This window comes from Halomonas colorata (assembly GCF_014897985.1).
GTDB classification, from domain to species: domain Bacteria; phylum Pseudomonadota; class Gammaproteobacteria; order Pseudomonadales; family Halomonadaceae; genus Vreelandella; species Vreelandella colorata.
In genome coordinates this window covers 47,848-72,166 of record NZ_JABUZA010000021.1, presented here as the reverse complement: position 1 = coordinate 72,166, position 24,319 = coordinate 47,848, and the positions used below count along the sequence as shown (strand labels likewise).

Sequence of the window (24,319 nt, the reverse complement as noted above, 5' to 3'; positions counted from 1 at the left end):
ACAAGGACTCCATGCCGCTCCCTCTGGATTAGGTTAAGGCGATATCGCCAACCGGACAACTAGGCTGACAGAGGGGGATATCGGGACATGCATCAGCTAGCCCGAAGGCTTGTGATTAAGGATGCAAGCCTTAAACGAACGCCTCTGTACCGTACATGGACATCGTATAGTGTAGATCGTTTACTGTTTTTTGCTTATGTGTCTTAGGTTTAGGCGCTCAAGAGGCAAGTGATGCATCAATAATAATTTTAGTCGCAATGCCCGCTAGTAGCAGCATAATCAGATTATCGAACCAGCGATGGGGCAATCGCTTGCCTAGTTGGGCTCCCAAAGGCATACCGATAAGAATAATTGCCAGAGCGATCACGCTGTAAAGAGAAAGTTGTGGAGTCAATATACCAGCACTGAGCAATGCGGGGATTTGTACGCAGGTAATTGAGACAAAAAAGACTGAAATAGAGCCGATAAAGACGGGCCTTTCCAGCTGCATTGCATTAAGAAACGTAATGGAGGCAGGGGCCGACATGCCCGCTGCGCCTTGAAGCACGCCGCCTAATAAGCCTACTGGAATGACAATGCGTGAAGCCGTCGCATATGGCATGGCTAAACGTCGCCTCGTCAGCTTAATAATTAAGTACAGGATGATAGCGCCCGCAACGCCTAACGAAAGTATTTCCGGAGAAAGAGCTACTAACCCCCACGTGCCTAAAATAATTCCTAGAGCGCCAGCTACTGAAAAAGCTGCCAGAAAGCGAAGAGGTAATAAATGACGCCGGTACTGCCATACCTGCAGCATATTGCTAAATAAATTAGGTGCAACAAGCACCGCGATAGCGAGCTTGACGTCATAAAGCATTGTTAGCACCGGAACTACGAGTACTGGTACGCCAGAACCAATAGCGCCTTTTACAATACCGGCGGCAAAAAGAGTCAGCAGAGCGATTAACAAGAGTTTGTCCTGGCTTCTATAGCGCATTACAGCCGTTATCACGGCTGTAATGCGTAAGGTTTATCGCGCAATAGTACGTTTTTTGAGAACGTATTATTTAAGAACGTAGCAGGGTGTATAGGGCTGACCATCCAGCTTCATTCGCCCTTGAGCGACAAACGAGGTAAGTAGCTCATCCAGGCGCTGCATTAAAGCTGGCTCTGCCGTGAGTACAAAGGGGCCATGCGCTTCAATGGCGCGTATTCCCTGCTCTTTAACGTTACCGGCCACAATGCCCGAAAACGCCCGGCGCAGATTCGCGGCAAGCTCGTGCTTGGGTTGCTGACGGTGCAGAGCAAGCCCAAGCATGGCTTCGTGGGTGGGCTCAAACGTTGCCTGAAAGTCCTGGGCGATGGTCAAGCGCCAGTTATAGTAAAAGGCATCCTGTTGGTTACGACGAAACTCCTTGATAGTGTCAATGCCCTGACGCATTGCTCGGGCCACCGCCACTGGGTCACCGGTAATGATCGTGTAATAGCGACGAATGTCCTCACCCAGGGTATAAACCAGAAACTCATCTATTTTCTGGAAATACGCCGCTGAGTCCGCAGGTCCTGTAAAAATAAGCGGGTAGGGGATATCGCTGTTATTCGGATGCAGAAGTATGCCGAGTAGATAGAGAATTTCTTCGGCTGTACCCACACCACCGGGGAAAACGATAATGCCGTGCCCTAGGCGAACAAACGCTTCCAGGCGTTTTTCAATATCGGGCATTACCACCAGCTCATTGACAATGGGGTTCGGCGCTTCGGCGGCAATAATGCCCGGCTCCGAAATCCCTAGATAGCGGCCATCCTTACGTCTCTGTTTGGCATGGGCGACGTTCGCACCTTTCATGGGCCCTTTCATGGCGCCAGGGCCACAGCCGGTACAAATATCTAAATCGCGTAGGCCTAAGTGATAGCCCACATCTTTTGAGTACTCATACTCTTCACGAGAAATAGAGTGACCACCCCAGCAAACTACCAGGCTGGGGTCGCGGCCCGGCTTTAAGGTACCTGCCTTGCGTAAGATATGAAAAACGGCGTTAGTCGTACCTTCTGCAGTGCTAAGGTCAAACCGATTATGGTGCTGAATTTCATTATAGACGTAGACAATATCGCGAATGATAGACGAGAGATGTTCGCGAATACCGCGGATCATCTGACCATCGACAAAGGCTTCTGCCGGGGCATTGGTCAGCTTTAAGCGAATCCCGCGATCCTGCTGCAGCACTTCTATATCGAAATCCTTGTAAGCCTCAAGAATGGCGACACTATCATCGGTAGGCTGGCCACAATTTAATACCGCAAGCGCACAGCGACGCAGTAAGTCGTGTAAACCATTTTGCGACGTATTCTGAAGGCGATTGACCTCCTGCTGAGACAATACTTCCAAGCTCCCTTCGGGAGAAATAATGCTAGAGATAGTGGCGCGAGGTGTTATAGGTAAGGTCATTAGTGCATCGTTTCCTGGTCATTTTTCATCTTATCGCATACTACCACGCTATAGCAGAGGGTACAGCGCCACCAGCGTTAACCCTTACTGTGCTACCCTATGCGCAAAATGCGCGCACATGGTGGCTAAAGAAGATGGCGTTTTATTATGTTTAATGCCCTGTATTTTCGGACATTTATTACCCTGGTAGAGACCGGTAGTTTTACCCGAACGGCACACCGCCTGGAAATGACGCAGCCGGGGGTCAGTCAACACGTTCGTAAATTGGAAACGTATCTCGATAAGACGCTGCTGGAACGCAAAGGGCGCAGTTTCACGTTAACCGAGTCAGGGCGTCGCGCTTACGATTACGCCTTAAAGTTATTTGCCGAACATGAGCAGTTTCGCCACGGTTTAGATGATGACTCCCTGGATAGCGGCGACTGCCGGATTGCTTCGCCGGGCAGTGTCGGGCTCATGTTTTATCCGTATATTTTAGGGCAGCAGCAAATGCACCCTAATTTAACCGTCAACTATAGCTTTGCCTTTAATCATGAGATTGTGAATGACCTGCTGGAGGGGCGCTACGATATTGGAATCGTCACCGAAGCGGTTAACAATCCTGAGCTTACCTGCACTCTATGGCATAAAGAGCCTTTATGCTTGGTAGTGCCGGCGGATTTTGCTGGTAATACGCTGTCCGATCTCATGGGGATAGGATTTCTCAACTATTACGACGGCATTAACCACGCTAATGCGTTGCTGAGAGCTAACTATCCGGATGAGTTTCGCTCAATGACGCATTTTCGCCATCAAGGATTCACCAATGAGGTGAGTATGGTGCTGGACGCTGTCGCGAGGGGGCTGGGTTTCACGGTGGTATCACTATTGGTACTTGAAACCTCACCCTGGCAGCGCCAGGTAAAGGCGCTGACATTGCCCAATGCGGTTAATGAAGAGCTGTATCTGCTGCGTCGCCGTGACTCTGTGCTGCCTAAACGCTATGAAAAGCTGCTAGACGGCTTTTATAGGCAGCGTATTCAAGAAAGAACGCCTTTGATATCCGAATAAAAGCGATCAAAGGCGTTCATTAGCTGCTTACTGGTTTGCCGTACTCTTAGCGGCGATATTCATCGATACTGGGGCAAGAGCAGATAAGCTGGCGATCCCCAAATACATTGTCCACGCGGTTGACCGTTGGCCAGTACTTGGCTCCCATCACCGCCTCTGACGGAAACGCGCCCAGCTGGCGGTCGTAAGGCCGCTCCCACTGGCTGTCCATAATGTCTGCCTGGGTATGCGGAGCATTAACCAACGGGTTGTTCTCCAGCGTCCACTCGCCATTTTCGACACGTTTGATTTCTTCACGAATGGCAATCATGGCATCACAGAAGCGGTCGATTTCGTAAAGGGACTCGGATTCCGTGGGCTCGATCATCAATGTTCCCGGCACCGGGAATGACATAGTGGGTGCGTGGAAGCCATAGTCCATCAAACGTTTGGCGATATCTTCCTCGCTAATGCCAGACGTAGCCTTAAGCGGGCGAATATCGATGATACATTCGTGGGCCACGTGTCCGCTGGTTCCACGGTAGAGAATGGGATAGGACTCCTCCAAACGCTTGGCGATGTAGTTAGCATTGAGGATGGCTAACTGCGTCGCTTCACGCAGGCCGCGCGCACCCATCATCTTGATGTAGGCCCACGAGATAGGCAGGATTGACGCGCTGCCAAATGCCGCCGCTGAAACGGCGCCGCTATCAGCGTTAACCCCGTTAATAGGGGTAACCACGTGATTGGAAACATAAGGCGCCAAGTGGGCTTTAACGCCGATGGGCCCCATGCCCGGGCCGCCGCCGCCATGAGGAATGCAAAAGGTTTTATGCAGGTTAAGATGTGATACGTCGCCTCCGAAATCGCCGGGGCGCGTCAACCCTACCTGGGCATTCATATTGGCACCATCTACGTACACCTGCGCGCCGTGCTGGTGTACTACTTCACATACCTTACGCACGTGAGACTCAAAGACGCCGTGAGTAGAGGGGTAGGTGATCATAATTGCCGAAAGCTTGTCGCTGTACTGCGCAGCTTTAGCTGTTAAGTCATCAATATCAATATTGCCGTTTTGGTCACACTCAACCACCACGACGTCCATGCCGACCATGGCCGCACTTGCCGGGTTGGTGCCATGGGCAGAGCTTGGAATCAAGCACACAGTCCTGTGCGTTTCACCCTGGGCATCCTGATAGCGACGAATGGCCAGCAAACCCGCATATTCACCCTGAGCACCTGAGTTAGGCTGCATCGAGATATGATCGTAACCTGTGATTTCCACCAGAAACGCAGCGAGCTCATCAATCATTTGATGATAGCCTGCCACCTGGTCGCGAGGCGCGAACGGATGCAGGTGGGCAAACGCAGGCCAGGAAACCGGGATCATTTCACTGGTAGCGTTTAGCTTCATGGTGCAGGAGCCTAACGGAATCATCGCATGGGCAAGCGACAGGTCCTTATTTTCCAGCCGCTTTAGATAGCGCAACATTTCTGTTTCGCTGCGATAGCGATTAAACGTGGGGTGGCTCAGGAAATCGCTTTCACGCTGGCAGGCTTCCGGAATGCCTGTTGCGCCTTTGGCAATCGCCTGCTCGTCAAGAGCTGCCACGGAAAGCCCATGCTCGTTGCCCAGCAGCACGTCAAATAGCGTAGCAACATCTTGTGCAGTCGTGGTTTCATCCAGGCTGATGCCTACATCGCCATTGGCGAAATAGTGTAGGTTGATATCGTGTGTCATGGCGCGGCCATGGATTTTACCTGCATCTACCTGCGCTAAGCGCAGCGTATCAAACCAGCTGTCATGCGCTAAAGTGATACCCGCTTGCGTTAAGCCTTCGGCTAACAACGTGGTTAAGCGGTGGACGCGTCCGGCGATTTTGCGTAGCCCTTCAGCGCCATGGTAGGTCGCGTAAAAGCCTGCGATATTGGCTAAAAGCGCCTGCGCCGTGCAGATGTTCGAAGTGGCCTTTTCACGACGTATATGCTGTTCGCGAGTTTGCATCGCCATGCGCAGCGCCGTGTTGCCCCGGCTATCTTTTGAAACGCCGATGATCCGGCCGGGGATTGAGCGTTTGAGCTTGTCAGAGGTAGCAAAGAAAGCAGCGTGCGGGCCACCAAAGCCCATGGGCACACCGAAACGCTGCGAGTTGCCAACCACAATGTCGGCACCTAGTGCGCCCGGCTCTTTGAGAAGCACCAGACTGAGTAGGTCAGAGGCAACGCAGGTCATGATGTTACGTTCAGCGGCCGCTTTTAACAGGGGCGCTAGATCGCGCACATCACCGCTTGCCGATGGGTATTGGAGCAGCGCACCAAATACATCGTGGTCGGCCAGCGTATCTGCCGGGCCTGACACCAGCTCAAAACCGAAAAATGTGGCGCGGGTTTTTACCACATCCAAGGTTTGCGGGAAGATGTCGTCGGCAACGAAAAAGACGTTTGACTTGCTCTTTTTATTTGCCCGTTTGCATAGCGCCATCGCTTCGGCTGCTGCGGTGGCCTCATCCAGCAAGGAAGCGTTAGCCAGCTCCATACCGGTCAAGTCCATAACGACCTGCTGGAAATTAAGCAGCCCTTCCAGGCGACCCTGAGAAATTTCCGGCTGATAAGGTGTGTAAGCAGTATACCAACCTGGGTTTTCCAGCACGTTACGCTGAATAACCGCCGGCATATAGGTGCCGTAATAGCCCTGGCCAATATAGCTCTTGGCTACACGGTTTTGACGGGCCAGCTGGCTTAGGTATTCCAGTGCTTCTGCTTCACTGCTGGGGTCATCCAGATTGAGTTCGCGGCCAAGGCGTATGTCGCTGGGCACGGTTTGCTCAATCAAATCTTCCATGCGCTGCATATTGAGCACGTTCAACATGGTATCTACGTCGGCGGCGTTAGGGCCATTATGACGTTTGATAAAAGCATCGTGGTCGGCCAGTTCGGCCAAGCGGCGTGTTTCAAAAGGCATGAGAAGATTCCGAGCGTGAAAGAGAAGCTTTGCAGGGGTGCTAAATACAAAGCCTGCCAATTAGGCAGGCTCAGCAAACATAATTAATCGTCAGCGCTTATAGTGGCTTGATAGGCATCAGCATCAAGCAAACCATCCAGGTTTTGGTCGGTCAGGCGGACTTTCATCATCCAGCCGCCTTCATAGGGCGCATCATTAACCGTTTCAGGTGAGTCTTCGAGCGCTTCGTTGACCTCAATGACTTCACCGTTAACCGGCGAGTAGAGATCCGAGGCCGCTTTGACCGATTCGATAACGCCGAATTCTTTACCCTGGCTAAGGGTTTGGCCTACTTCGGGCAGTTCAACAAATACCACATCGCCAAGCGCCTCTTGGGCATGATCAGTAATGCCAATGCTGACCGTACCATCTTGATGATCAAGTACCCATTCATGACTTTTAGCGTAACGAAGGTTAGCAGGAAGGTTGCTCATGATGATTCCCTTTATGAAACAATTGTCTGGACTGGTGAATACTAGCGCTTGTCGGTCGCCTTTGCGACTGTCAGCCTTCCAGGCAATAAGCGAATTTTTAAGCATGTTAACGTGTTTCTCATCGGAAACAAATTTCTTAAATGCGCCATTGAGGCTAGAAGAGCGCATTTTTAGCTACTCATCCGGCTAATAGGCGATGAGGTCTCTTACGCATCTGCCATGTATAAGCAGCATAGGCATGGAAGACCCCTTATGAAATGGTGTAAAACAGTCAGGTTAGGCAGCTAAGGGCTTTTGTTGTTTCGCTCAAGGCTGTGGCAACCCTCAATAGATCTTCAGTATGTGAAGCATCTCTTTCATGCGTTATACCCATGAAAGGGTTATTCGTGACAGCGCTAGATTTGCTAGACAAAATAAAGCGAATGTCGGTGATTCGACCGTCAAACACTTATAAAACAAGCGAATTAACAGGGTAAGGAGAGACATGTGGAAACTTTAAATAGCCTTTTTGGGGCGATCAATGGGGTGGTTTGGGGCCCATTGATGTTGATCTTGCTGTTAGGTGTGGGTATCTATCTGCAAATTGGTCTAAAGTTCATGCCCATTCGAAAGCTGGGTATGGGCTTCAGTCTGCTTTGGAAGGGGCGTGATGCTAAATCGACCCAGAAAGGCGTGCCGGAAAAAGCCGGTCAAGACGGTGAGATTTCGCCTTTTAACGCATTAATGACGGCGCTATCAGCTACGATTGGCACAGGTAACATCGCGGGTGTAGCCACTGCTATCGCCTTAGGTGGCCCTGGCGCCGTGTTTTGGATGTGGATTACCGCGCTTGTCGGCATGGCAACTAAGTTTGCTGAAGCGGTACTGGCCGTACGTTACCGGGAAACCGATAGTACCGGTTATCACGTGGGCGGCCCCATGTTCTATATCAAAAATGGCCTGGGCAAAAAATGGCTGTGGCTCGGCGGTCTGTTCGCGTTTTTCGGCGCGGTAGCCGCTTTCGGGATTGGCAATACCGTGCAGTCTAACTCGGTGGCGGATGCCATGGATGCCACGTTTGGTATTCCACACTGGCTGACCGGTGTGGTTATCATGGTGCTGGCCGGGGCCGTTATCCTTGGCGGGATCAAGCGTATTGCCAAGGTGGCCGGTAAGCTGGTGCCCATCATGGGCATTGCGTATGTAGTTGCCGGGATACTGGTGCTGATCGTCAATGCGAGCCAAATCGGCGAAGCATTCAGCCTGATTTTCTATTATGCCTTTAACCCGATCGCAGCAGCCGGCGGTTTTGCAGGCGCTGCCGTGATGGCCGCTATTCGGTTTGGTGTCGCGCGGGGGATTTTCTCCAATGAAGCAGGCCTAGGTAGCGCGCCCATTGCCCATGCGGCCGCCAATACTAAAAACCCAGTGCGCCAGGGTCTTATTGCGATGCTGGGAACGTTCATTGATACCATTATCGTTTGTACGATTACCGCGCTGGTTATCTTGACCTCAACGGTATGGCAAACGGGCGAAGAGGGGGCCTCGCTGACCGCGCTCTCGTTTGACCAGGCGCTCCCCGGCTTTGGTAACCAAATTGTGGCCATTGCCTTGGCTATCTTCGCATTCACGACGATTCTAGGCTGGTCGTTTTATGGCGAGAAGTGTTTCCAATTCTTGTTTGGGACACGCTCGATCATGCTGTATCGCGTCCTGTTTGTACTGGCCATTCCGCTGGGCGCCATCGCGCAACTGGGCTTTATATGGTTAATGGCGGATACCTTCAACGCCATGATGGCGATTCCCAACTTGATTGCCTTGGCGCTGCTGTCGCCCGTGGTATTCAAGCTGACTAAAGACTACTTTGCCGGTAAAGAGATTTTAGCAGGCGAAGAACTGGATCATGACAAATAAGCCGCGTCTGACATTTGCTCGGCTAGTGCTTACGCAGTAACTGAATCGGGAAGCTATGGCCATGGCTTCCCGTTTCTCGCTTTAACCAAGGAAATTTCATGACTGATCAAAAGCATACGCCACTTCATACATTGCACCTTAAATTAGGTGCCAAGATGGTGCCTTTTGCCGGGTATGCCATGCCTGTGCAGTACCCGCTGGGAGTTAAAAAAGAGCACGAACACACGCGCCAGCAGTGCGGCTTGTTCGATGTATCGCATATGGGTCAGATCCTGGTGTCAGGACCTGATGTGGCAAGCGCACTCGAAACGCTTATTCCGGCGGACCTGGTAGGCCTACAAGAAGGCCAGCAGCGCTACGGGTTATTTACCAGCACGGACGGCGGGATTATTGATGATTTGATGGCAGTTAACGCTGGCGATCACTTTTATCTGGTAGTTAACGCCGCGTGTAAAGACCAAGATTTAGCACATTTACGTACCAATCTGGGCGCCACTCATGAGATTGAGCCGCTAGACCGCGGTTTACTGGCATTGCAAGGACCGCAGGCACATGTGGTTATGCAGCGACTCTGCCCAGAAGCGTGCGAACTGGTGTTTATGCAGCATCAGCGCTTTACCATTGACGGGCACGAGGTTTGGGTGAGCCGCAGTGGTTATACTGGTGAAGACGGATTTGAGATTTCCATCGCAGCAGATGCTTGTGAAGCATTTGCAGAGCGGTTGCTGGCTGAGCCGGAAGTCGAGGCCATCGGCCTGGGTGCCCGCGACTCGTTGCGTCTGGAAGCCGGACTGTGTCTTTACGGGCATGATATGGATACCACAACGACGCCTGTGGAAGCCGGGTTGATATGGGCCATTGGCAAGCCTCGTCGTCATGGCGGTGAGCGCCCAGCGGGGTTCCCAGGGGCTGACCTGGTTCTTCATCAAGTTGATGCTAAAGATCACTCACGTAAGCGCGTTGGGCTTCAGGCCGAAGGCCGGGCGCCTATTCGTGAAGGTGCCATACTGCTGGATGCAGCAGGTAATGAAATTGGTGTGGTGACGTCGGGTACATTTGGCCCAAGCGTTGGGACGCCGGTAGCCATGGGCTATGTCAGCCGTGAGTGGGAAAGTCAGGGAAGTAACATATTTGCGGAAGTTCGTGGTAAACAGCTGCCCGTAACCGTGACGTCCATGCCATTTATCAAGCCCAGCTACTTTCGCGGTTAAGCCAGTTTATCGCGGTTCCGTCAATCTATCGCAGCTAATTAAGCCTTACATGGTTAAAAGCGCAAAAGTTTAAGCCAAAAAAGCCCCGGAATATTTCCAGGGCTTTTCAAGGTTTACTTGAGGCTCAAACGCTTAACGCAGTACCTGGCGTGGGTCGATAGGCTTACCACCCTGGCGTAGGTCAAACAGCAGATCATAGCGCTGGCTGTCGTTGCTCTTACCTATTTCGCAAAGCTCATCACCCGCTTTCACCTGCTGGCCTACGGAAACCAGTGTGCGCGAGCAAAGCGCATACACCGTCTGTAGATTATCCGCATGATGCACGATAACGACTTCACCTAACTGGCGCATGCCATCGGCAAAGCGTACCTCGCCGGCAGCGACCGACTTTGCGCGAGCACCTGCCTGGGTGGCGAGTAACATTGGCTGTAATGTTCCTCGGCTATCCGTGCCAAAGCGTCGAACCACGCGATAGTCTTCAAGCGGCCAGGGCCAGCGGCGCGCGGAGGCAGGCAACGAAGTAGCCGCCGGTGGGGGCGTTGGGCTTGAACTTGAAGAAGCTGAGTTGCTGGCAGGCGTACTACGCGGGGCACTGCTGCTAAGCGGTACGCTCACGATTTGGCCCACTCTCAAGGCCGTAGGTGACGTGCCTGCATTGGCACTCTGAATACGCCCGCTGGTCGTACCAAAATGGCGGGCGATACTTGAATAGGTATCACCGGCGCGAATCTGATAGCGATAAGGGCCGCCTGAGGGAGCACGTTCTTGTTGCGTAGGTATCAGCAATCGCTGTCCAACGGCCAAGCGCCGGGTATTTACCCCCGGATTAAAGCGCTCAAGGCGTTCAAGAGGCACATTGGCGCGGTTAGCCAGTTTTCCAAGGGTATCCCCACGCTGAACTTCCACCCAGTTGCCGTTCAGCTGACTGGTGCTGTTAGTCGGTATAGCGGCGCGTTGATTTGAAGAAGGAGAGCTAGCACACCCCGCCAAAAGGCTAATCAGTAAACAGGTGCAAAGCCAGCCAGCTAGGCGTGGTCGGTTTGGCTGTCCAACAGGGCATCTTTTTCCATCCAAAGTGAATTGATCCATGCGTGGAAGCGTTCCTTGTGCTGCTTTTCATCGTGGTAGTTGGATTCGTACATCCATTGGGGAATGGCTAATTGGTGCGCGTTTAGTGTGATGGGCGCTTCCTTACCACATAAAAATCCCCAAAAAGTCGGCGACGGATTAGCGTAACTGATCGTTACGTCAAGGATACCATTCAATTGATCGCCAAGCAGGCCAAGTACCTGTGCAACCCCGCCCGCTTTAGGGCGCAATAAGTGCTGATAGGGACTTTGCTGCACATCGCGCTTAACCGCTGTGAACCGAGTGCCTTCAATGAAATTGATAATAGTGATGGGGGCATGGCGCGCTTGCCGACACATCTGTTCTGTGGAGTGCCGATCAATGGTGGCCAGCTTAGGCTGTTTGGTGATCTGTTCCCGGCTATAGCGACGCATAAAGGGGAACTCAAGCGCCCAAAAGGCAAGCCCTACAATGGGAATCCAGATTAACTGTCGCTTTAGGAAAAAACGTGGCATTGGGATACGGCGATGCAAGGCCATCATCAGGATAAAGATATCGGTCCAGCTGCGATGATTAGAAATAACCAGCCACCACTGCTGAGGGCTCAGCGTATCCGGAACCGAAAAATTGACCTGGGGTTTCAGCCAGCGCTTCATCCACCACAAGTTAACTCCAATCCAGTTGAGCGCTACCGCGCATAGGCCTTTCAGTATCCAGTTTCGATAGCGCCTTACGGGAATAATAACCTTTAGAAAGGTCAGCGCAATAAGCGGTACGCCCCAAAAAAGGGTGTTAAGCGTGAGTAACACAATGCTGACGAGACCCTTGAAAATCGCCATACCTATCCTTCGCCAAAACTAATAAATGCCTTTAATGCTAATGGATCAAGCTCATACTGCCCAGCACAACGTGCTAAAAGGATTCTGCTATTCAAGGAAAGCAAGGCGCTTGTACCGTTTCAATCAGCACTGTTTGTAGCGCTTGAGCTGCCACGGATAGCTCTTGATGCGTGATAATCCCCACTTGGCAGGAAATACTGGGGGCGGTTAGCGGTACACAGTGTGCGCCCAGTTCATGCATTTGACGAATACACATTGATGGCACTGCGCTAACCCCCAGCCCGTCTGCCACCATGCGCCCTACGGTTGAAAGCTGATGGCTTTCAAAGGCCACGGTTAAGTCGATATGCTGTTGGTTTAGCGCCTGCTCTAACAAGCGGCGCACCATAGAGGGCCGCTGGAGGGTAATAAAGTCATTATTTAAAAGCTCAGCCCACGTCAGAGAACATTTGCTTATGAGTGGAGAACTGGGCGGAAGCACGGCAACGAAATGATCGTCAAAAAGCGGCGTAAAGGTCAAGCGATCCGCCCCTTCAGAAGAGAAAATGATCCCCATTTCAACCTGACGGGAGCGCACCATCTCCGTCACTTCTTCGTTGATAACGTCATGTACCGTAATATTGATTTTGGGGTATAGATGACGAAACTTTACCATTGCAGCGGGCAAGAGATTACAGGCAAACGAGGGCATGGCGGCTACGCTAAGTCTACCAAGCTGAAGCGTAAACCGCTGGCGCAGGCGTTCTTCGGTATTATCCCATTGGGCGAGCAGATGCTTGGCCAGCGGTAACAGGGACTCTCCTTCCGGCGTTAAGCGTACGCTTCGCGTGCTGCGGATAAGTAATTTGCCACCCAGTGAGGCCTCCAGCCCTTTAATGGCTAAGCTTAAGGCAGGCTGAGAAAGATGCAGACGTTCACAGGCTTGTGTAAAGCTAAGGGTTTGGGCGACCACTAGGAAAGCCCGTAGCTGCTTTACCGTCATATGATTCTCTTTTATAAATTTTTAAAATTAATTGATAAGAAAAACAAACTTAACAAATATATTAACAGAGACAACACTGAGATTATCGACAAGCGCATTTTACGAACCACCGACAATAATGTGAGGCCGAGCAATGGCAGGATTTGATAAGCGTGTAGGTTCCTACGCAGAAGCGATGGAAGGTATCGAAGATGGTATGACCGTATTGGCTGGTGGTTTTGGGCTATGCGGGATTCCGGAAAACCTGATTGCAGAAATTAAACGCCGAGGGGTCAAAAATCTCACGGTCGCCTCCAACAACTGCGGCGTCGACGGGTTTGGTTTGGGCGTACTGCTGGAAGACCGCCAGATCAGTAAAATATTTGCCTCTTATGTGGGAGAAAACGCGCTCTTTGAGCAGCAGATGCTCAATGACGAAATAGAAGTTATTTTGACTCCGCAGGGGACGCTTGCTGAGAAAATGCGTGCCGGGGGCGCCGGTATTCCGGCTTTTTATACCGCGACGGGCTATGGCACGCCGATTGGTGAAGGCAAGGAAGTACGCGAATTCAACGGGCGCCATTACATTCTTGAAGAAGCGCTAGTGGGGGATTTCGCGATCGTGAAAGGGTGGAAAGCGGACCGCTATGGCAATGTGGTTTACCGTCATACCGCGCAAAACTTTAATCCATTGGCGGCAACGGCGGGGAAAATTACCGTGGTTGAAGTTGAAGAAATTGTAGAGCCAGGTGAGCTTGAGCCTAGTCAGATCCACACGCCGGGAATTTATGTGGATCGAATCATTCAAGGCACGTTCGAGAAGCGCATCGAGAAACGCACGCTGCATAGCTAATTTCTTGATGCATAACGGCTCACTCTATTTTTTTAACGTCCAATAACGAGGTTGCCACCATGGCTTTAACACGAGAACAAATGGCACAGCGTGTCGCACGCGAGCTTGAAGATGGTTTCTACGTCAATCTGGGTATTGGGATTCCTACCCTGGTCGCCAATTACATTCCTGATGGAATCGACGTCATGCTCCAGTCGGAAAACGGCCTATTGGGTATGGGCCGTTTCCCGACCGAGGAAGAGCTGGATGCCGATATGATTAATGCAGGCAAGCAAACCGTAACGGCCCGGCCTGGGGCTGCTATTTTCTCCTCCGCTGAGTCATTTGCCATGATTCGTGGTGGGCACGTTGATTTAACCGTGCTTGGCGCTTTTGAGGTAGATCAGGAAGGCAATATTGCTTCATGGATGGTCCCTGGGAAGCTGATCAAGGGGATGGGCGGCGCCATGGACTTAGTGGCAGGCGCTGAAAATATTATTTGCACCATGACTCATGCGTCTAAACATGGCGAATCCAAGCTGCTGGAAAAATGTGCGCTGCCGCTTACTGGTGCTGGGTGTATTAATCGCGTGCTGACCGATTTGGCCTATCTGGAAATTAAAGATGGTGCGTTTGTCCTTAAAGAGCGTGCGCCAGGGGTGAGTGTTGAGGAAATTATCGAAAAGACAGCGGGTAAGTTGATAGTGCCAGACCACGTGCCGGAAATGACGTTTGCTGATTAAGCGCTAGTTTCGCAACTGGGCGGTCTTGGATGGCCGCCTAAGCAATTTCGCAACGCGCATGGGCCGGCATTAATAGTTGGGCAATCCTTTCATGGCCTGCCTCTATGTGCTTTTCAGTCAGCGCTAGTCCTCCCAGACACAGGCGGTGCTCATCGCCTTCACTAAACGTTACCTTTTGCGGCATGGTGGGGTAAAAGTAATGATCTATCAGCGATGAATGCGAGAAAACGCCGTTATGAGATTCTTTTAAGCAGGGCATGCCCGCCGTCGCTAGTTGGCCATTGAGCGCAGTTAACGAGTTGCCTAGCGCTTCACAATCAAAGCCTGCATGATGCAAACGAGGCCCCATTACGGCTATCCAAGCCGCCAATGGGCTGGCGTGGTGAATCTGTTGGTAAAGTCGCCAAGTAGGCATCGGCCACGGACGCCCACGGCACAGCAGATTATGCCCAACGCAATCCTGAGGATGGGATTGATTGATCAGTACGCCCAGCGCCTCACGCGGGGATTTGGGGAGTGTGGCAAGCTGCAGCTCGGCTAATACAAGCCAACTGCCGTTATCATTGGGGGCGAGTAGATGGATCAGTAGTCCTTTATCTGCCATGGCATAGTGATCGACATGGCGATACCCCATATGCGCAAGTCGGCTATTTAAGGCAGAAGCAGCAAAAGCGCCATGGTTAAGCGTAACGAGGGTTAAGTACTCCGGCATAGTGGACAGTGGCCAGAGTCTCAAGGCACCAATATCAGGATGCATGTGAATGTAATCAAGCCACAGCTGTTGTATGAATTCATCACGTTGCATGATGGTGTCCTCTCCGCCTAAACAAGCTCTATTAGAAGTAAATGACTTGTTCCCTTCAGTATAGGCAAACGGCTAAGCCCCGTTTTCAACGCGGAGAAGGGGTATATTTAACGCAAAAGTTAGCTTAGCCCGGCGGGGGCTTCATCAAGAGCCGCAACGTGAAAGAGTGCTGATGACGGGCCTAGGACGTAAGTAGCTGCTTATCACGCACGAACTGGTCAAATTCGGTAAAGCCGCCCACATGGGTTTGATCGACAAATACCTGAGGAACCGTATGAATAGGCTTACCCGCTGTTTTAGCGATGTCTTCCTTGGTCACTCCTTCAGAAGGCATATCGACATAGCGATAGCCCTCTATTTTGCCCGCTGATTCCAGCTGTTCAGCAAGATACTTAGCACGTACGCAAAAAGGGCAGGACATTCTGCCAAAAATAACTACAAACATGTAAACGCTCCAATGGTCAGGATAGTAATGGGTATAGTGGCGCATATTGTGGCGTAGCCGCGCCCATTTCGCCAATAGGTGCAGGTAATCGCGGCGATTAGTAGGGTTTTAACCTGGAAAACTCAGGCTTAACAGCGCGTAAGAAGTATGCAGCACGCCGACGTGACTTCTATACTCATGGTGTTTCTCGCTAAGCAGTCTTTTACTTACTGGAAAAGGAAAGCTGAATGACGTCTCAATCAGGTACAACGCCTCGTGTCGCCCTGGTAACAGGTACTAGCAGCGGCATTGGTGCGGCTGTCGTCAAACATTTTTGCGAGTTAGGCTATCAAGTGCTGGCGGTCGACTTTAATCCGGCTGGCAAAGATGTGGCTGATGCGGCTGGCGCGGCTTTTTTTCAAGCGGATTTAACCGATCCTGCAGCTTGCCGTGAAGCGGTCAACGATGCTGTAAGGCGCTTTGGCAGCGTGGATGTGCTCGTCAATAACGCCGGTATTCAGCATGTGTCAGCAATTGAGGATTTTCCCGAGGAGAAGTGGCGTCAAATTATTGATCTGATGTTAACGGCACCTTTCCTGCTGGCACAGGCCGCTTGGCCTTATATGCGCAAGGCCGAATGGGGGCGCATTATTAATATTGCCTCAATGCACGCACAGGTAGCCTCACCGGGTAAAGCTGCTTACGTAAGTGCAAAGCACGGGTTGATCGGCTTTACCAAAACGGCAGCGCTGGAGGGCGGCCCTCAAGGAATTACCGCCAATGCGATATGCCCGGCCTATGTAAAAACTCCGCTGGTGGACAATCAGATTGCCGATCAGGCCAAGCTTAATAATATGGATGAGCAGGAAGTTATTGAAAAAATCATGCTCAAAAATGCGGCGGTCAAGCGCTTGATCGAACCTCACGAAGTCGCCCAGATGGTGGCGTACTTGGCATCCGATGGTGCTGGTGCGGTAACCGGGGCAAGTTGGAGTATTGATTTAGGCTGGACAGCCCAGTAACGCTTTCCGTCGTGTTCAGTTAATTGTCTGGAATATCTGAGGATTTATGTGGCTTTAGCGCCGTACGGGACGTTTCTGCAGTTTACGCTGCAGCGTACGGCGATGCATGCCTAGCGCACGGGCCGTAGCGGAAATATTACCATCATGCTCTTGCAGCACCTTTTGAATATGCTCCCAAGTGATGCGGTTAATCGAGGGCGGGTTGTCGGCAAGTTCGATATTTGGATCACCCTCCTGATGCTCAAACGAGGCAATAATGTCGTCCGCATCCGCTGGTTTGCATAGGTAGTTAACGGCCCCCAGTTTCATCGCTTCCACCGCAGTGGCAATGCTGGAATAGCCGGTCAAAACCACAATGCGGCAGCTCGGAACAGCGGTTAGCATTTCAGGCAGTAGTTTTAGTCCTGAGCTGTTTTCAAGCTTTAGATCCAGCGTTGCCATCGTGGGTTGGAACTGGGTCGCGACCGCGAGCGCCTGGTCGGCATCGTGCGCTGTCATTACTTCAAAACCGCGGCGAGTAAAGGCACGGCTCAGGACATGACAGAACATTTCATCATCATCAATAATTAATAGGCGTTGATCTGTCGTTTGCATGATGTCCTCAACATGGTTACTTGAAACTGATTAAAGCGCGTTTTAAATACAATTGCTTAGGCAGGTCTGCGCTTTAATTGGGGGCTGAACTTCGCGGCAGCGTCACTTCTGTCAGGGTGCCGCCTTCGGGGTGATTATACAGGCTGACACCGCCACCAAAGCGGTTGATCGTGGCATGGGTTAAAAACAAACCAATTCCCATGCCTTTGCTCTTGGTGGAAATAAACGTGTCGCCAAGCTGGTCAGCAATGGACATGGCAATCCCCGGTCCGTGATCGCGAATATCGATGACCACGCTCTCTTCCTGCCAGTCCAGGCGAACGGCGATATGCTCGGGGTTGGCATCTGCGGCGTTATTCAACAGGTTCATGAGCGCCTGATCCAGCGTGGTATCTACCGCAAGCCAAGGCCTGCCGCGCTTTTCGGTAATATCAAACTGATGACTGACATCTGGGCGTAATACCAGCCAGCGCTGCACCACTCCGGTCAGCCAATCCTGCGCATCCAATATTTCTGGCTCAGCCATGCGTTGGCGATCAGAGCTGGTAACCAAGTGCTGTAAGCGCGATTTGCAAATATCGACCTGCTGGCGAAGCAGGCGAATATCCTGATGCAGGGTCCCATCTTCAGGAGTTTCTTCCTGCATCTCTTTTAATAAAATGGCCATGGTTGAGAGCGGAGTGCCTAGTTCATGGGCTGTGCCGGCGGCCTGGGTCGCCACGGCCAGCACCTGCTCGTTACGCAGTGCCGCTTCTCGGGTGCGCGAAAGGGCTTTATCACGGCTGCGTAATGCATAGGCCATTTTGTAAATAAAGAAAGTTACCAAGCCCGCAGAGAGGCCAAAGTTTAGCCACATTCCCAGAACATGTAGGTTAAGCATCACATCGCTATTGATATGGCCTAGTTGAGGGATTGGGTGGTAATAGAACATTAAAAAACTGTAGCCGGCCATGGCACTGCCAGCACAAGCCCAGGCGTGGCGCCACGGTAGCGTTGCCGCGGCAATGGTGACCGGCACCAGATAGTAAGTGATGAACGGGTTGGTTGAACCACCAGAAAAATAGAATAAAAGCGTTAGTCCGGTAATGTCCGCTAATAGATGCAGCAGATACTCAATATGCTCAACCGCGCGTGGACGACCCAGGCGCCACCAAGTGACGATATTCAAAGCCCCCATCGCGATAACGACACTTACGACGGCGGTAACCGGTAAATTGAATCCTAAAAGCTCAACGCCCACGATGATTGCAAGTAAAAAACCTGTCCAGGTGATGCCGCGTACAATCGTTAGGCGAACAAGATTTCGGTTAGGCGTAGAGAGAGGAAGCGGCAGAGCGGGTTGCATGGGCCACCTATTTCTTGGACGTTTTAATATTGTGGATAATAGATTTGATGATCAGGGTCATAACGTATGTAAGCCAACCCGCTGAGGCTAAAAGATTAAATAGCAACATTTTAGGTGGCAGCCATGTATCGCCGAATGTTGCTTCTACCATGATATGAAAAAACATTGCTAATAACAGCGGGAGAGCCAGGATATGGATCCACATATCCGTACGCCGCTTGCGAATATGGTAACGACGCAATAAAAAGCGCATAGGGCGATGCGCCCAGCTAAATAAAATTAGTGCGCCAGCAATGAATAGAGCTGCCAAAGTTGGCTCGGTACTCCCGTTATGGACCGAAATGGAGATTGACCAGGCCAAGCCTAGCCACACCAAACCTTCTATGCTGGCAATGATGTCCGCATAGCGTCGCACGTTTTGCATAAACAATTGGACCTTAGAACCTCTAAAAGTGCCGTTATAATACGATACTTGGCACGCGCTGTGGCAACGATGAGCAGATTTCTCTGCCAGCCTTATCGCGTATACTGTATTGGCGTTTTTTTCTTTTACCTGCTTAGGACTTGCCGTGGACGTTATTACCCTGACCCGCCCCGATGATTGGCATCTTCATTTACGCGATGGCGAAGCGTTAAGCGCCGTGGTGGGGCATACCGCCGCCCAGATGGGGCGCGCGATCATTATGCCTAACTTAACCCCACCGGTAACGACCACGGCACAGGCACTTGAATACCGCGAGCGTATTTTGTCCGCACTGCCTGAAGGAAGTGCGTTCGAGCCGTTGATGACGCTCTATTTGACGGATACTACGCCTCCAGAAGAAATTGAGCGCGCAGCACAAAGCGGTGTTATCAAGGCCGTCAAGCTCTATCCTGCAGGCGCCACCACCAATTCGGATTCTGGCGTTACGGATCTGGCCCATTGCGATGAAACCATCGCAATGCTCGCCAAGGTGGGCATGCCGCTGCTAGTACATGGCGAAGTAACCACCGCCGATATCGATATCTTTGATCGGGAAGCGGTATTTATTGAACGGGTAATGAAACCCCTGCTGGAGCGGCATCCGTCGCTTAAGGTGGTTTTTGAACATATCACCACCCAGCAGGCGGCGGAGTTTGTTGCCTCAGCGCCGGATAATGTAGCCGCGACGATTACCGTTCATCATTTGCTGTTTAACCGCAATAAAATGCTGGTCGGAGGAATTCGCCCACACTATTACTGCCTGCCCATTCTTAAGCGTGAACAGCACCGTCAGGCACTATTGAAGGCCGCTACCAGCGGTAGCCCCAAGTTCTTTTTGGGCACCGACAGTGCTCCCCATGCGCAGGGCGATAAAGAGTCCAGCTGTGGCTGTGCTGGCGCTTATACGGCACCTGCGGCCATCGAATTATATGCCAGGGCGTTTGATGAAATGAATGCACTGGATAAGCTCGAAGCGTTTGCCAGCCTCAATGGTCCGCGCTTTTATGGCTTGGCGCCTAACGCCGCTAAGATTACTCTGGAGCGTAAAGCCTGGAATATGCCGGAAAGCTATCCCTATGCTGGAGACAAAAAGATTATTCCGCTACTGGCGGGTGAGTCGCTTGAGTGGTCAATCAAGGCGTAACCTTTCGCTGTATAAAAAACAAACGGAGCCAGTGGGCTCCGTTTGTTTGTGGTAGGGCAGAGTGCTTTATTGATTGGCGCTTGCCAGCCCTAAAAGCATCTCTTCCACCATGCGCGATGAGTGTGCGGCCGCCACGTCCAGGAACTCCTCGAAGGATAGGTGGTTATCGTCGTTACCTGGAATATCGGATAGCGCGCGGATGACTACAAACGGGCATTGGTAGAGATGACAGGTCTGCGCAATGGCGGCGGCTTCCATTTCCACGGCTAGCATAGAAGGAAATTGCGCTCGGGTCGCTGCGACGCGGGCAGGGTCCGCCATAAAGGCATCGCCTGTTGCAATCAGCCCTTCACGAACGTTAACTTCACCAACCGTAGCAATGGCTTGTCGGGCGATATCGCGTAATAGCTTATCTGCCAGGTAAGCCGCTGGCATGCCGGGTACCTGGCCAATTTCATAGCCAAACACTACGGCGTCTACATCGTGGTGGCGTACCTCATCTGAAATAATCACATCGCCAATCTTGAGATCGCTTGCAAAGCCGCCCGCTGAGCCGGTATTGATAATGGCATCCGGCTGATGGCGCTCTAGTAAAATAGCCGTACCTACTGCCGCATTTACCTTGCCAATACCCGATAGCAAAATCACGATTTCCAGCCCGTGGCGTGTACCCGTATGGAATACAAATCCAGCGTGTTCATAGCGTTCGGCGTTGTCGAGCTGTTCGACAAGAACGTTAATTTCCTGCGCCATCGCGCCAATAATACCAATACGCTTCATAGAGTAGACTCCATCGTCCATACGTTAAAAATTAAAGATTCAGCAGTAAAGACCTAGTATTAACGGCCGGATATTAACGATCGAGGATTTAAAACATCGTGAGCCTAGGCTTCAGCGTCGTGACGTTCAGCCGCTTCAAGGGTGTTTTCCAATAATGTGGCAACGGTCATCGGTCCAACACCGCCAGGTACGGGGGTGATAAAGCTTGCCCGCTCGGCCGCTACAGCAAAATCAACATCACCGACCAGGGAGCCATCTTCCTGGCGATTAATGCCAACATCAATCACGATGGCGCCTTCTTTGATCCATTCGCCTTTTACGATGCTGGGCTTACCGACCGCGACGATGACTAGATCCGCTCGGCTGACATGCGCTTTTAAATCACGCGTAAAACGATGGCAGATGGTCGTAGTACAACCTGCCAATATAAGCTCAAGGGCCATGGGGCGACCTACAATATTCGAGGCCCCAACAATCGTGGCATTGAGCCCGCGTACGCTAAGATTGCTTTGCGCGAGCAGAGTCATTATCCCTTTGGGTGTACAAGGGCGTAGGGCCGGTAGCCGCTGGGCAAGCCTGCCCAAGTTGTAGGGATGGAAACCATCAATATCTTTGCCTGGAAGAATACGCTCTAAAATAGGCCCGGCATCCAGATGAGCTGGGAGTGGAAGCTGTACCAGAATGCCATCAATACGTGGATCCGCATTAAGCTGGTCGATAAGGTTTTCCAATGCCTGCTGAGTGGTATCTGCTGGCAATGCGTGCTGGAACGATAGGATTCCAGCCTGCTTGCAGGCTCGATGCTTGGTATTCACATAGACATGAGACGCGGGGTCTTCCCCGACCACAACAACGGCTAGTCCTGGTGCACGAGCGCCAGCAAGCTTGCGTGCTGCTATCTTCTCGGCAACGCGTTGGCGGACATGAGCAGCGATGGCTTTTCCATCGATAAGTTGGGCGGTCATTGACAAGGATCCCTGTGGAGGTTGAAACACTTAGCGCTAAAGCAGATTTTGCTTGAGCATTTGCCTAGAGGTAATTTTCGCATGCCAGGGCGGTAAGGCAAAGCATCTACATAATCAATCGCATTAAGTGTTGACTTTAAATCTAGAAATAGTAATATATGCCTCGCTTGAGACGGGCAGCGCGGTAAGCGTCAAGAGTGATAAATCGGGATGTAGCGCAGTCTGGTAGCGCGCCTGCTTTGGGAGCAGGATGTCGGGGGTTCGAATCCCTCCATCCCGACCACACTTAACGTGAAAGGTGGTACATTGCTTTTCCGAGCGTGGTTGTGGTCAAGTGCTCATCGGTATTCAGCTTGTTTCGAATGCTTTACGTGCGCCCATAGCTCAACCGGATAGAGCAACGGCCTTCTAAGCCGTAGGTTGCGGGTTCAAGTCCTGCTGGGCGTGCCATTAATAAAGCGTTTAAATGGTCAAAGCCGGTTAGGTGATCTTGTAAGTAGTGCTATCAATGGTGGATGTAGCTCAGTGGTAGAGCCCCGGATTGTGGCTCCGGTGGTCGTGGGTTCGATCCCCATCATCCACCCCAGTTGATAGAAGCAAGGCCCCCAGTTTTAGGTTGTGGTGGATGTAGCTCAGTGGTAGAGCCCCGGATTGTGGCTCCGGTGGTCGTGGGTTCGATCCCCATCATCCACCCCATTAACCTCTCTCCTTATATATCTTGTGTCGATCTCCTTGTTTTTTTATCTTCTATCCACTTAATTGTGGTTTTTTGCGTTTCTAATTTTTTTCTATACATCATTTTTTTTACTCTGCATACCTGCATTCGACCCTCCCGTATGAGTTTCTGAGACCTGTCTATCTTCTTTTATCCTGCAGTATCAGCGCCTGGTAGTGAACTCATCTGTTATAAAATCTTTAGCAGGTTTAATTGCTGTATTTGATAGTTAAAAGAGATTTTTTGACTATATAAAAGGCTGATGTTTAGTGATATTTTTCAAATGCTTATTAATTCTAGTTTTTGTTTATAGTAAATACGGATTCTACTTCGAGGGGCATAAAATGACGCGACAAACGGTGGTGTTAGGTGCAGGCATGGTAGGTGTCAGTATCGCATGGCATCTGCAGCAGCGCGGACATCAGGTAACGCTGGTAGACCGCCGTCAGCCTGGCCGTGAAACCTCGTTTGGTAACGCAGGTATTATTCAGCGTGAGGCGGTTCGCCCCTACGCATTCCCACGTGACATGAAAACAATCTTAAGCGTGTTGCCTAATCGGCGCGTGGATATCCGTTATCGTGCAGCCGGTATGTTGAATGCTGCCTCTCCGCTATTAAGTTATTGGCATAACTCATCATTCCGGCAGTATAAAAAAATCGTTCCGCAATGGGCTTCTCTAATTCAGCTATGCCTAAAAGCACACGGGCCAATGATTGAAGCGGCAGGTGCTGAGCATTTAGTGCGCCGAGAAGGCTGGCTGGAGATTTACCGTACTCAAGCGCGCTTGGACAAGCGTATTGAAGAGGCTGAAGAGGCGCGTGCGCTTTACGGCGTTCAGTTTGATGTACTTGATCGCACGGGTATAGAGCGTAAAGAGCCTAATCTGGGAAGCGATATTATAGGTGCTATTCACTGGCTAGATCCGTGGACCGTGTCGGATCCTGGCGCATTGGTGGCCGCTTACGCTGACGATGTGACTAAACATGGTGGAGAAATTCTTCAGGCGGATATTCAAAAAATTGAGCAGGTCGGCGAGCGTTGGCGGGTGGTTACCCAGGCGCAAACGCTGGAAGCTGATGAGGTGGTAGTAGCATTGGGGCCTTGGGCTGGCGATTGGATGAAAGGGCTTGGCTATCATTTCCCCACTTTTGTGAAGCGTGGCTACCATATGCACTATGCCACTAAGCCACCCGCCAAATTAAATAACTGGTTGATGGATGCTGAAGTTGGTTATTTGTTAGCGCCAATGAATGCAGGGGTTCGCCTGACCACGGGCGCTGAATTAGACCGTATGGAATCGCCCGCCGATGAACAGCAGTTGGGCGCTGCAGAAAAAGTAGCCCGGAGCATTTTTCCATTGGATGAGCGGCGCGACACGGTTGCCTGGAAGGGCGCACGGCCTTGCCTGCCGGATATGAAGCCTGTCATTGGTCCCGCACCGCGTCACCCTGGGTTATGGCTAGCGTTTGGTCATGGCCATCAAGGTTTTACCCTTGGTCCGGCCACAGGGCAGCTATTGGCTGATATGATGGAAGACAAGCCTACAGAAATTGATATGGCACCATTTCGAGCAGATCGTTTTGGATCTTGATTAGATATAATGAGGCGTAGCGGTAGCGATCGTT

Annotated in this window: 22 protein-coding genes and 4 tRNA genes; 12 read left to right on the top strand and 14 right to left on the bottom strand. The window is 51.4% G+C overall.

Features of this window, described 5'->3' with window-relative positions:
* Window positions 1-217: 217 nt before the first annotated feature.
* Window positions 218-949: a sulfite exporter TauE/SafE family protein gene (locus INT33_RS11935; RefSeq protein ID WP_192538698.1), complete on the bottom strand. Its 732-nt coding sequence runs from the start codon at window positions 947-949 to the stop codon at window positions 218-220.
* 93 nt (window positions 950-1,042) lie between these two features.
* Entirely contained in the window at window positions 1,043-2,425 is a 1,383-nt protein-coding gene (gene ppnN, locus INT33_RS11930) for a nucleotide 5'-monophosphate nucleosidase PpnN (protein ID WP_226940170.1), read from the bottom strand.
* Window positions 2,426-2,572: 147 nt separating this feature from the next.
* On the opposite strand from ppnN, the gene INT33_RS11925 reads away from it, so the two are divergent.
* On the top strand, window positions 2,573-3,475 hold the full coding sequence (locus INT33_RS11925; protein WP_018916072.1) for a LysR family transcriptional regulator: 903 nt from the start codon (window positions 2,573-2,575) through the stop codon (window positions 3,473-3,475).
* A 46-nt stretch (window positions 3,476-3,521) separates the two neighbouring features.
* Here the strand turns inward: INT33_RS11925 and gcvP are convergent, their stop codons facing one another.
* Both gcvP and gcvH read right to left on the bottom strand, forming a co-directional pair.
* A complete protein-coding gene (gene gcvP / locus INT33_RS11920; RefSeq protein WP_193091988.1) occupies window positions 3,522-6,416 on the bottom strand; it encodes an aminomethyl-transferring glycine dehydrogenase in 2,895 nt (964 codons plus the stop codon).
* An 83-nt stretch (window positions 6,417-6,499) separates the two neighbouring features.
* The gene (gene gcvH / locus INT33_RS11915) at window positions 6,500-6,889 is read right to left on the bottom strand and encodes a glycine cleavage system protein GcvH (RefSeq protein ID WP_018916074.1); all 390 of its coding nucleotides are present in this window, start codon (window positions 6,887-6,889) and stop codon (window positions 6,500-6,502) included.
* 486 nt (window positions 6,890-7,375) lie between these two features.
* On the opposite strand from gcvH, the gene INT33_RS11910 reads away from it, so the two are divergent.
* On the top strand, window positions 7,376-8,782 hold the full coding sequence (locus INT33_RS11910; RefSeq protein ID WP_193091987.1) for an alanine/glycine:cation symporter family protein: 1,407 nt from the start codon (window positions 7,376-7,378) through the stop codon (window positions 8,780-8,782).
* A gap of 98 nt (window positions 8,783-8,880) precedes the next feature.
* Complete coding sequence (gcvT, locus tag INT33_RS11905) at window positions 8,881-9,993, top strand: glycine cleavage system aminomethyltransferase GcvT (RefSeq protein WP_193091986.1); 1,113 nt, start codon at window positions 8,881-8,883, stop codon at window positions 9,991-9,993.
* A 132-nt stretch (window positions 9,994-10,125) separates the two neighbouring features.
* Here the strand turns inward: gcvT and INT33_RS11900 are convergent, their stop codons facing one another.
* From INT33_RS11900 to INT33_RS11890, 3 genes are all read right to left on the bottom strand, one after another.
* On the bottom strand, window positions 10,126-10,899 hold the full coding sequence (locus INT33_RS11900; RefSeq protein ID WP_193091985.1) for a murein hydrolase activator EnvC family protein: 774 nt from the start codon (window positions 10,897-10,899) through the stop codon (window positions 10,126-10,128).
* A gap of 119 nt (window positions 10,900-11,018) precedes the next feature.
* On the bottom strand, window positions 11,019-11,900 hold the full coding sequence (locus tag INT33_RS11895) for an acyltransferase (RefSeq protein ID WP_193091984.1): 882 nt from the start codon (window positions 11,898-11,900) through the stop codon (window positions 11,019-11,021).
* 91 nt (window positions 11,901-11,991) lie between these two features.
* On the bottom strand, window positions 11,992-12,882 hold the full coding sequence (locus tag INT33_RS11890; RefSeq protein ID WP_192538692.1) for a LysR family transcriptional regulator: 891 nt from the start codon (window positions 12,880-12,882) through the stop codon (window positions 11,992-11,994).
* A gap of 133 nt (window positions 12,883-13,015) precedes the next feature.
* Between INT33_RS11890 and INT33_RS11885 the strand changes: the two genes are divergently transcribed.
* A complete protein-coding gene (locus INT33_RS11885) occupies window positions 13,016-13,714 on the top strand; it encodes a CoA transferase subunit A (protein ID WP_018916080.1) in 699 nt (232 codons plus the stop codon).
* 59 nt (window positions 13,715-13,773) lie between these two features.
* Window positions 13,774-14,436, top strand: a complete 663-nt coding sequence (locus INT33_RS11880) for a CoA transferase subunit B (RefSeq protein ID WP_192538691.1) — start codon at window positions 13,774-13,776, stop codon at window positions 14,434-14,436.
* Window positions 14,437-14,473: 37 nt separating this feature from the next.
* Here the strand turns inward: INT33_RS11880 and INT33_RS11875 are convergent, their stop codons facing one another.
* Window positions 14,474-15,241: a VOC family protein gene (locus INT33_RS11875; protein WP_193091983.1), complete on the bottom strand. Its 768-nt coding sequence runs from the start codon at window positions 15,239-15,241 to the stop codon at window positions 14,474-14,476.
* Between the two features lie 181 nt (window positions 15,242-15,422).
* Complete coding sequence (locus tag INT33_RS11870; protein WP_018916083.1) at window positions 15,423-15,686, bottom strand: GrxA family glutaredoxin; 264 nt, start codon at window positions 15,684-15,686, stop codon at window positions 15,423-15,425.
* Window positions 15,687-15,913: 227 nt separating this feature from the next.
* Between INT33_RS11870 and INT33_RS11865 the strand changes: the two genes are divergently transcribed.
* Entirely contained in the window at window positions 15,914-16,687 is a 774-nt protein-coding gene (locus tag INT33_RS11865; RefSeq protein WP_193091982.1) for a 3-hydroxybutyrate dehydrogenase, read from the top strand.
* A gap of 54 nt (window positions 16,688-16,741) precedes the next feature.
* On the opposite strand, the gene INT33_RS11860 is transcribed toward INT33_RS11865, so the two are convergent.
* The 3 genes from INT33_RS11860 to INT33_RS11850 form a co-directional block, all read right to left on the bottom strand.
* Complete coding sequence (locus tag INT33_RS11860; RefSeq protein WP_018916085.1) at window positions 16,742-17,281, bottom strand: response regulator transcription factor; 540 nt, start codon at window positions 17,279-17,281, stop codon at window positions 16,742-16,744.
* Window positions 17,282-17,354: 73 nt separating this feature from the next.
* Window positions 17,355-18,626 (bottom strand): ATP-binding protein, encoded by a 1,272-nt coding sequence (locus tag INT33_RS11855; RefSeq protein ID WP_192538686.1) that lies wholly within the window; start codon window positions 18,624-18,626, stop codon window positions 17,355-17,357.
* Between the two features lie 7 nt (window positions 18,627-18,633).
* Window positions 18,634-19,050, bottom strand: a complete 417-nt coding sequence (locus tag INT33_RS11850; protein WP_192538685.1) for a hypothetical protein — start codon at window positions 19,048-19,050, stop codon at window positions 18,634-18,636.
* Window positions 19,051-19,195: 145 nt separating this feature from the next.
* Here INT33_RS11850 and pyrC point away from each other — a divergent pair, with 145 nt between their 5' ends.
* A complete protein-coding gene (gene pyrC / locus INT33_RS11845; protein WP_193091981.1) occupies window positions 19,196-20,233 on the top strand; it encodes a dihydroorotase in 1,038 nt (345 codons plus the stop codon).
* Between the two features lie 66 nt (window positions 20,234-20,299).
* Here the strand turns inward: pyrC and mtnN are convergent, their stop codons facing one another.
* Together mtnN and folD are read right to left on the bottom strand one after the other, a co-directional pair.
* Window positions 20,300-21,013: a 5'-methylthioadenosine/S-adenosylhomocysteine nucleosidase gene (gene mtnN, locus INT33_RS11840; RefSeq protein ID WP_192538683.1), complete on the bottom strand. Its 714-nt coding sequence runs from the start codon at window positions 21,011-21,013 to the stop codon at window positions 20,300-20,302.
* Between the two features lie 104 nt (window positions 21,014-21,117).
* The gene (folD, locus tag INT33_RS11835) at window positions 21,118-21,978 is read right to left on the bottom strand and encodes a bifunctional methylenetetrahydrofolate dehydrogenase/methenyltetrahydrofolate cyclohydrolase FolD (RefSeq protein WP_192538682.1); all 861 of its coding nucleotides are present in this window, start codon (window positions 21,976-21,978) and stop codon (window positions 21,118-21,120) included.
* Window positions 21,979-22,184: 206 nt separating this feature from the next.
* Between folD and INT33_RS11830 the strand changes: the two genes are divergently transcribed.
* The 5 genes from INT33_RS11830 (at window position 22,185) to INT33_RS11810 (ending at window position 24,285) form a co-directional block, all read left to right on the top strand.
* A tRNA-Pro gene (locus tag INT33_RS11830) sits at window positions 22,185-22,261 on the top strand.
* A 90-nt stretch (window positions 22,262-22,351) separates the two neighbouring features.
* Window positions 22,352-22,428, top strand: a tRNA-Arg gene (locus INT33_RS11825).
* Window positions 22,429-22,489: 61 nt separating this feature from the next.
* Window positions 22,490-22,564: transfer RNA gene (locus tag INT33_RS11820), tRNA-His, on the top strand.
* 35 nt (window positions 22,565-22,599) lie between these two features.
* Window positions 22,600-22,674, top strand: a tRNA-His gene (locus INT33_RS11815).
* 363 nt (window positions 22,675-23,037) lie between these two features.
* Entirely contained in the window at window positions 23,038-24,285 is a 1,248-nt protein-coding gene (locus INT33_RS11810; protein WP_193091980.1) for an NAD(P)/FAD-dependent oxidoreductase, read from the top strand.
* The last annotated feature ends 34 nt before the right edge of the window (window positions 24,286-24,319 follow it).

Bases quoted from the DNA above. Each gene is read 5' to 3' on its own strand.
- ppnN (WP_226940170.1), bottom strand. From the start codon at position 2,425: ATGACCTTACCTATAACACCTCGCGCCACTATCTCTAGCATTATTTCT.
- INT33_RS11925 (WP_018916072.1), top strand. From the start codon at position 2,573: ATGTTTAATGCCCTGTATTTTCGGACATTTATTACCCTGGTAGAGACC.
- gcvP (WP_193091988.1), bottom strand. From the start codon at position 6,416: ATGCCTTTTGAAACACGCCGCTTGGCCGAACTGGCCGACCACGATGCT.
- gcvH (WP_018916074.1), bottom strand. From the start codon at position 6,889: ATGAGCAACCTTCCTGCTAACCTTCGTTACGCTAAAAGTCATGAATGG.
- gcvT (WP_193091986.1), top strand. From the start codon at position 8,881: ATGACTGATCAAAAGCATACGCCACTTCATACATTGCACCTTAAATTA.
- INT33_RS11895 (WP_193091984.1), bottom strand. From the start codon at position 11,900: ATGGCGATTTTCAAGGGTCTCGTCAGCATTGTGTTACTCACGCTTAAC.
- INT33_RS11890 (WP_192538692.1), bottom strand. From the start codon at position 12,882: ATGACGGTAAAGCAGCTACGGGCTTTCCTAGTGGTCGCCCAAACCCTT.
- INT33_RS11885 (WP_018916080.1), top strand. From the start codon at position 13,016: ATGGCAGGATTTGATAAGCGTGTAGGTTCCTACGCAGAAGCGATGGAA.
- INT33_RS11880 (WP_192538691.1), top strand. From the start codon at position 13,774: ATGGCTTTAACACGAGAACAAATGGCACAGCGTGTCGCACGCGAGCTT.
- INT33_RS11875 (WP_193091983.1), bottom strand. From the start codon at position 15,241: ATGCAACGTGATGAATTCATACAACAGCTGTGGCTTGATTACATTCAC.
- INT33_RS11870 (WP_018916083.1), bottom strand. From the start codon at position 15,686: ATGTTTGTAGTTATTTTTGGCAGAATGTCCTGCCCTTTTTGCGTACGT.
- INT33_RS11865 (WP_193091982.1), top strand. From the start codon at position 15,914: ATGACGTCTCAATCAGGTACAACGCCTCGTGTCGCCCTGGTAACAGGT.
- INT33_RS11860 (WP_018916085.1), bottom strand. From the start codon at position 17,281: ATGCAAACGACAGATCAACGCCTATTAATTATTGATGATGATGAAATG.
- INT33_RS11855 (WP_192538686.1), bottom strand. From the start codon at position 18,626: ATGCAACCCGCTCTGCCGCTTCCTCTCTCTACGCCTAACCGAAATCTT.
- INT33_RS11850 (WP_192538685.1), bottom strand. From the start codon at position 19,050: ATGCAAAACGTGCGACGCTATGCGGACATCATTGCCAGCATAGAAGGT.
- mtnN (WP_192538683.1), bottom strand. From the start codon at position 21,013: ATGAAGCGTATTGGTATTATTGGCGCGATGGCGCAGGAAATTAACGTT.
- folD (WP_192538682.1), bottom strand. From the start codon at position 21,978: ATGACCGCCCAACTTATCGATGGAAAAGCCATCGCTGCTCATGTCCGC.
- INT33_RS11810 (WP_193091980.1), top strand. From the start codon at position 23,038: ATGACGCGACAAACGGTGGTGTTAGGTGCAGGCATGGTAGGTGTCAGT.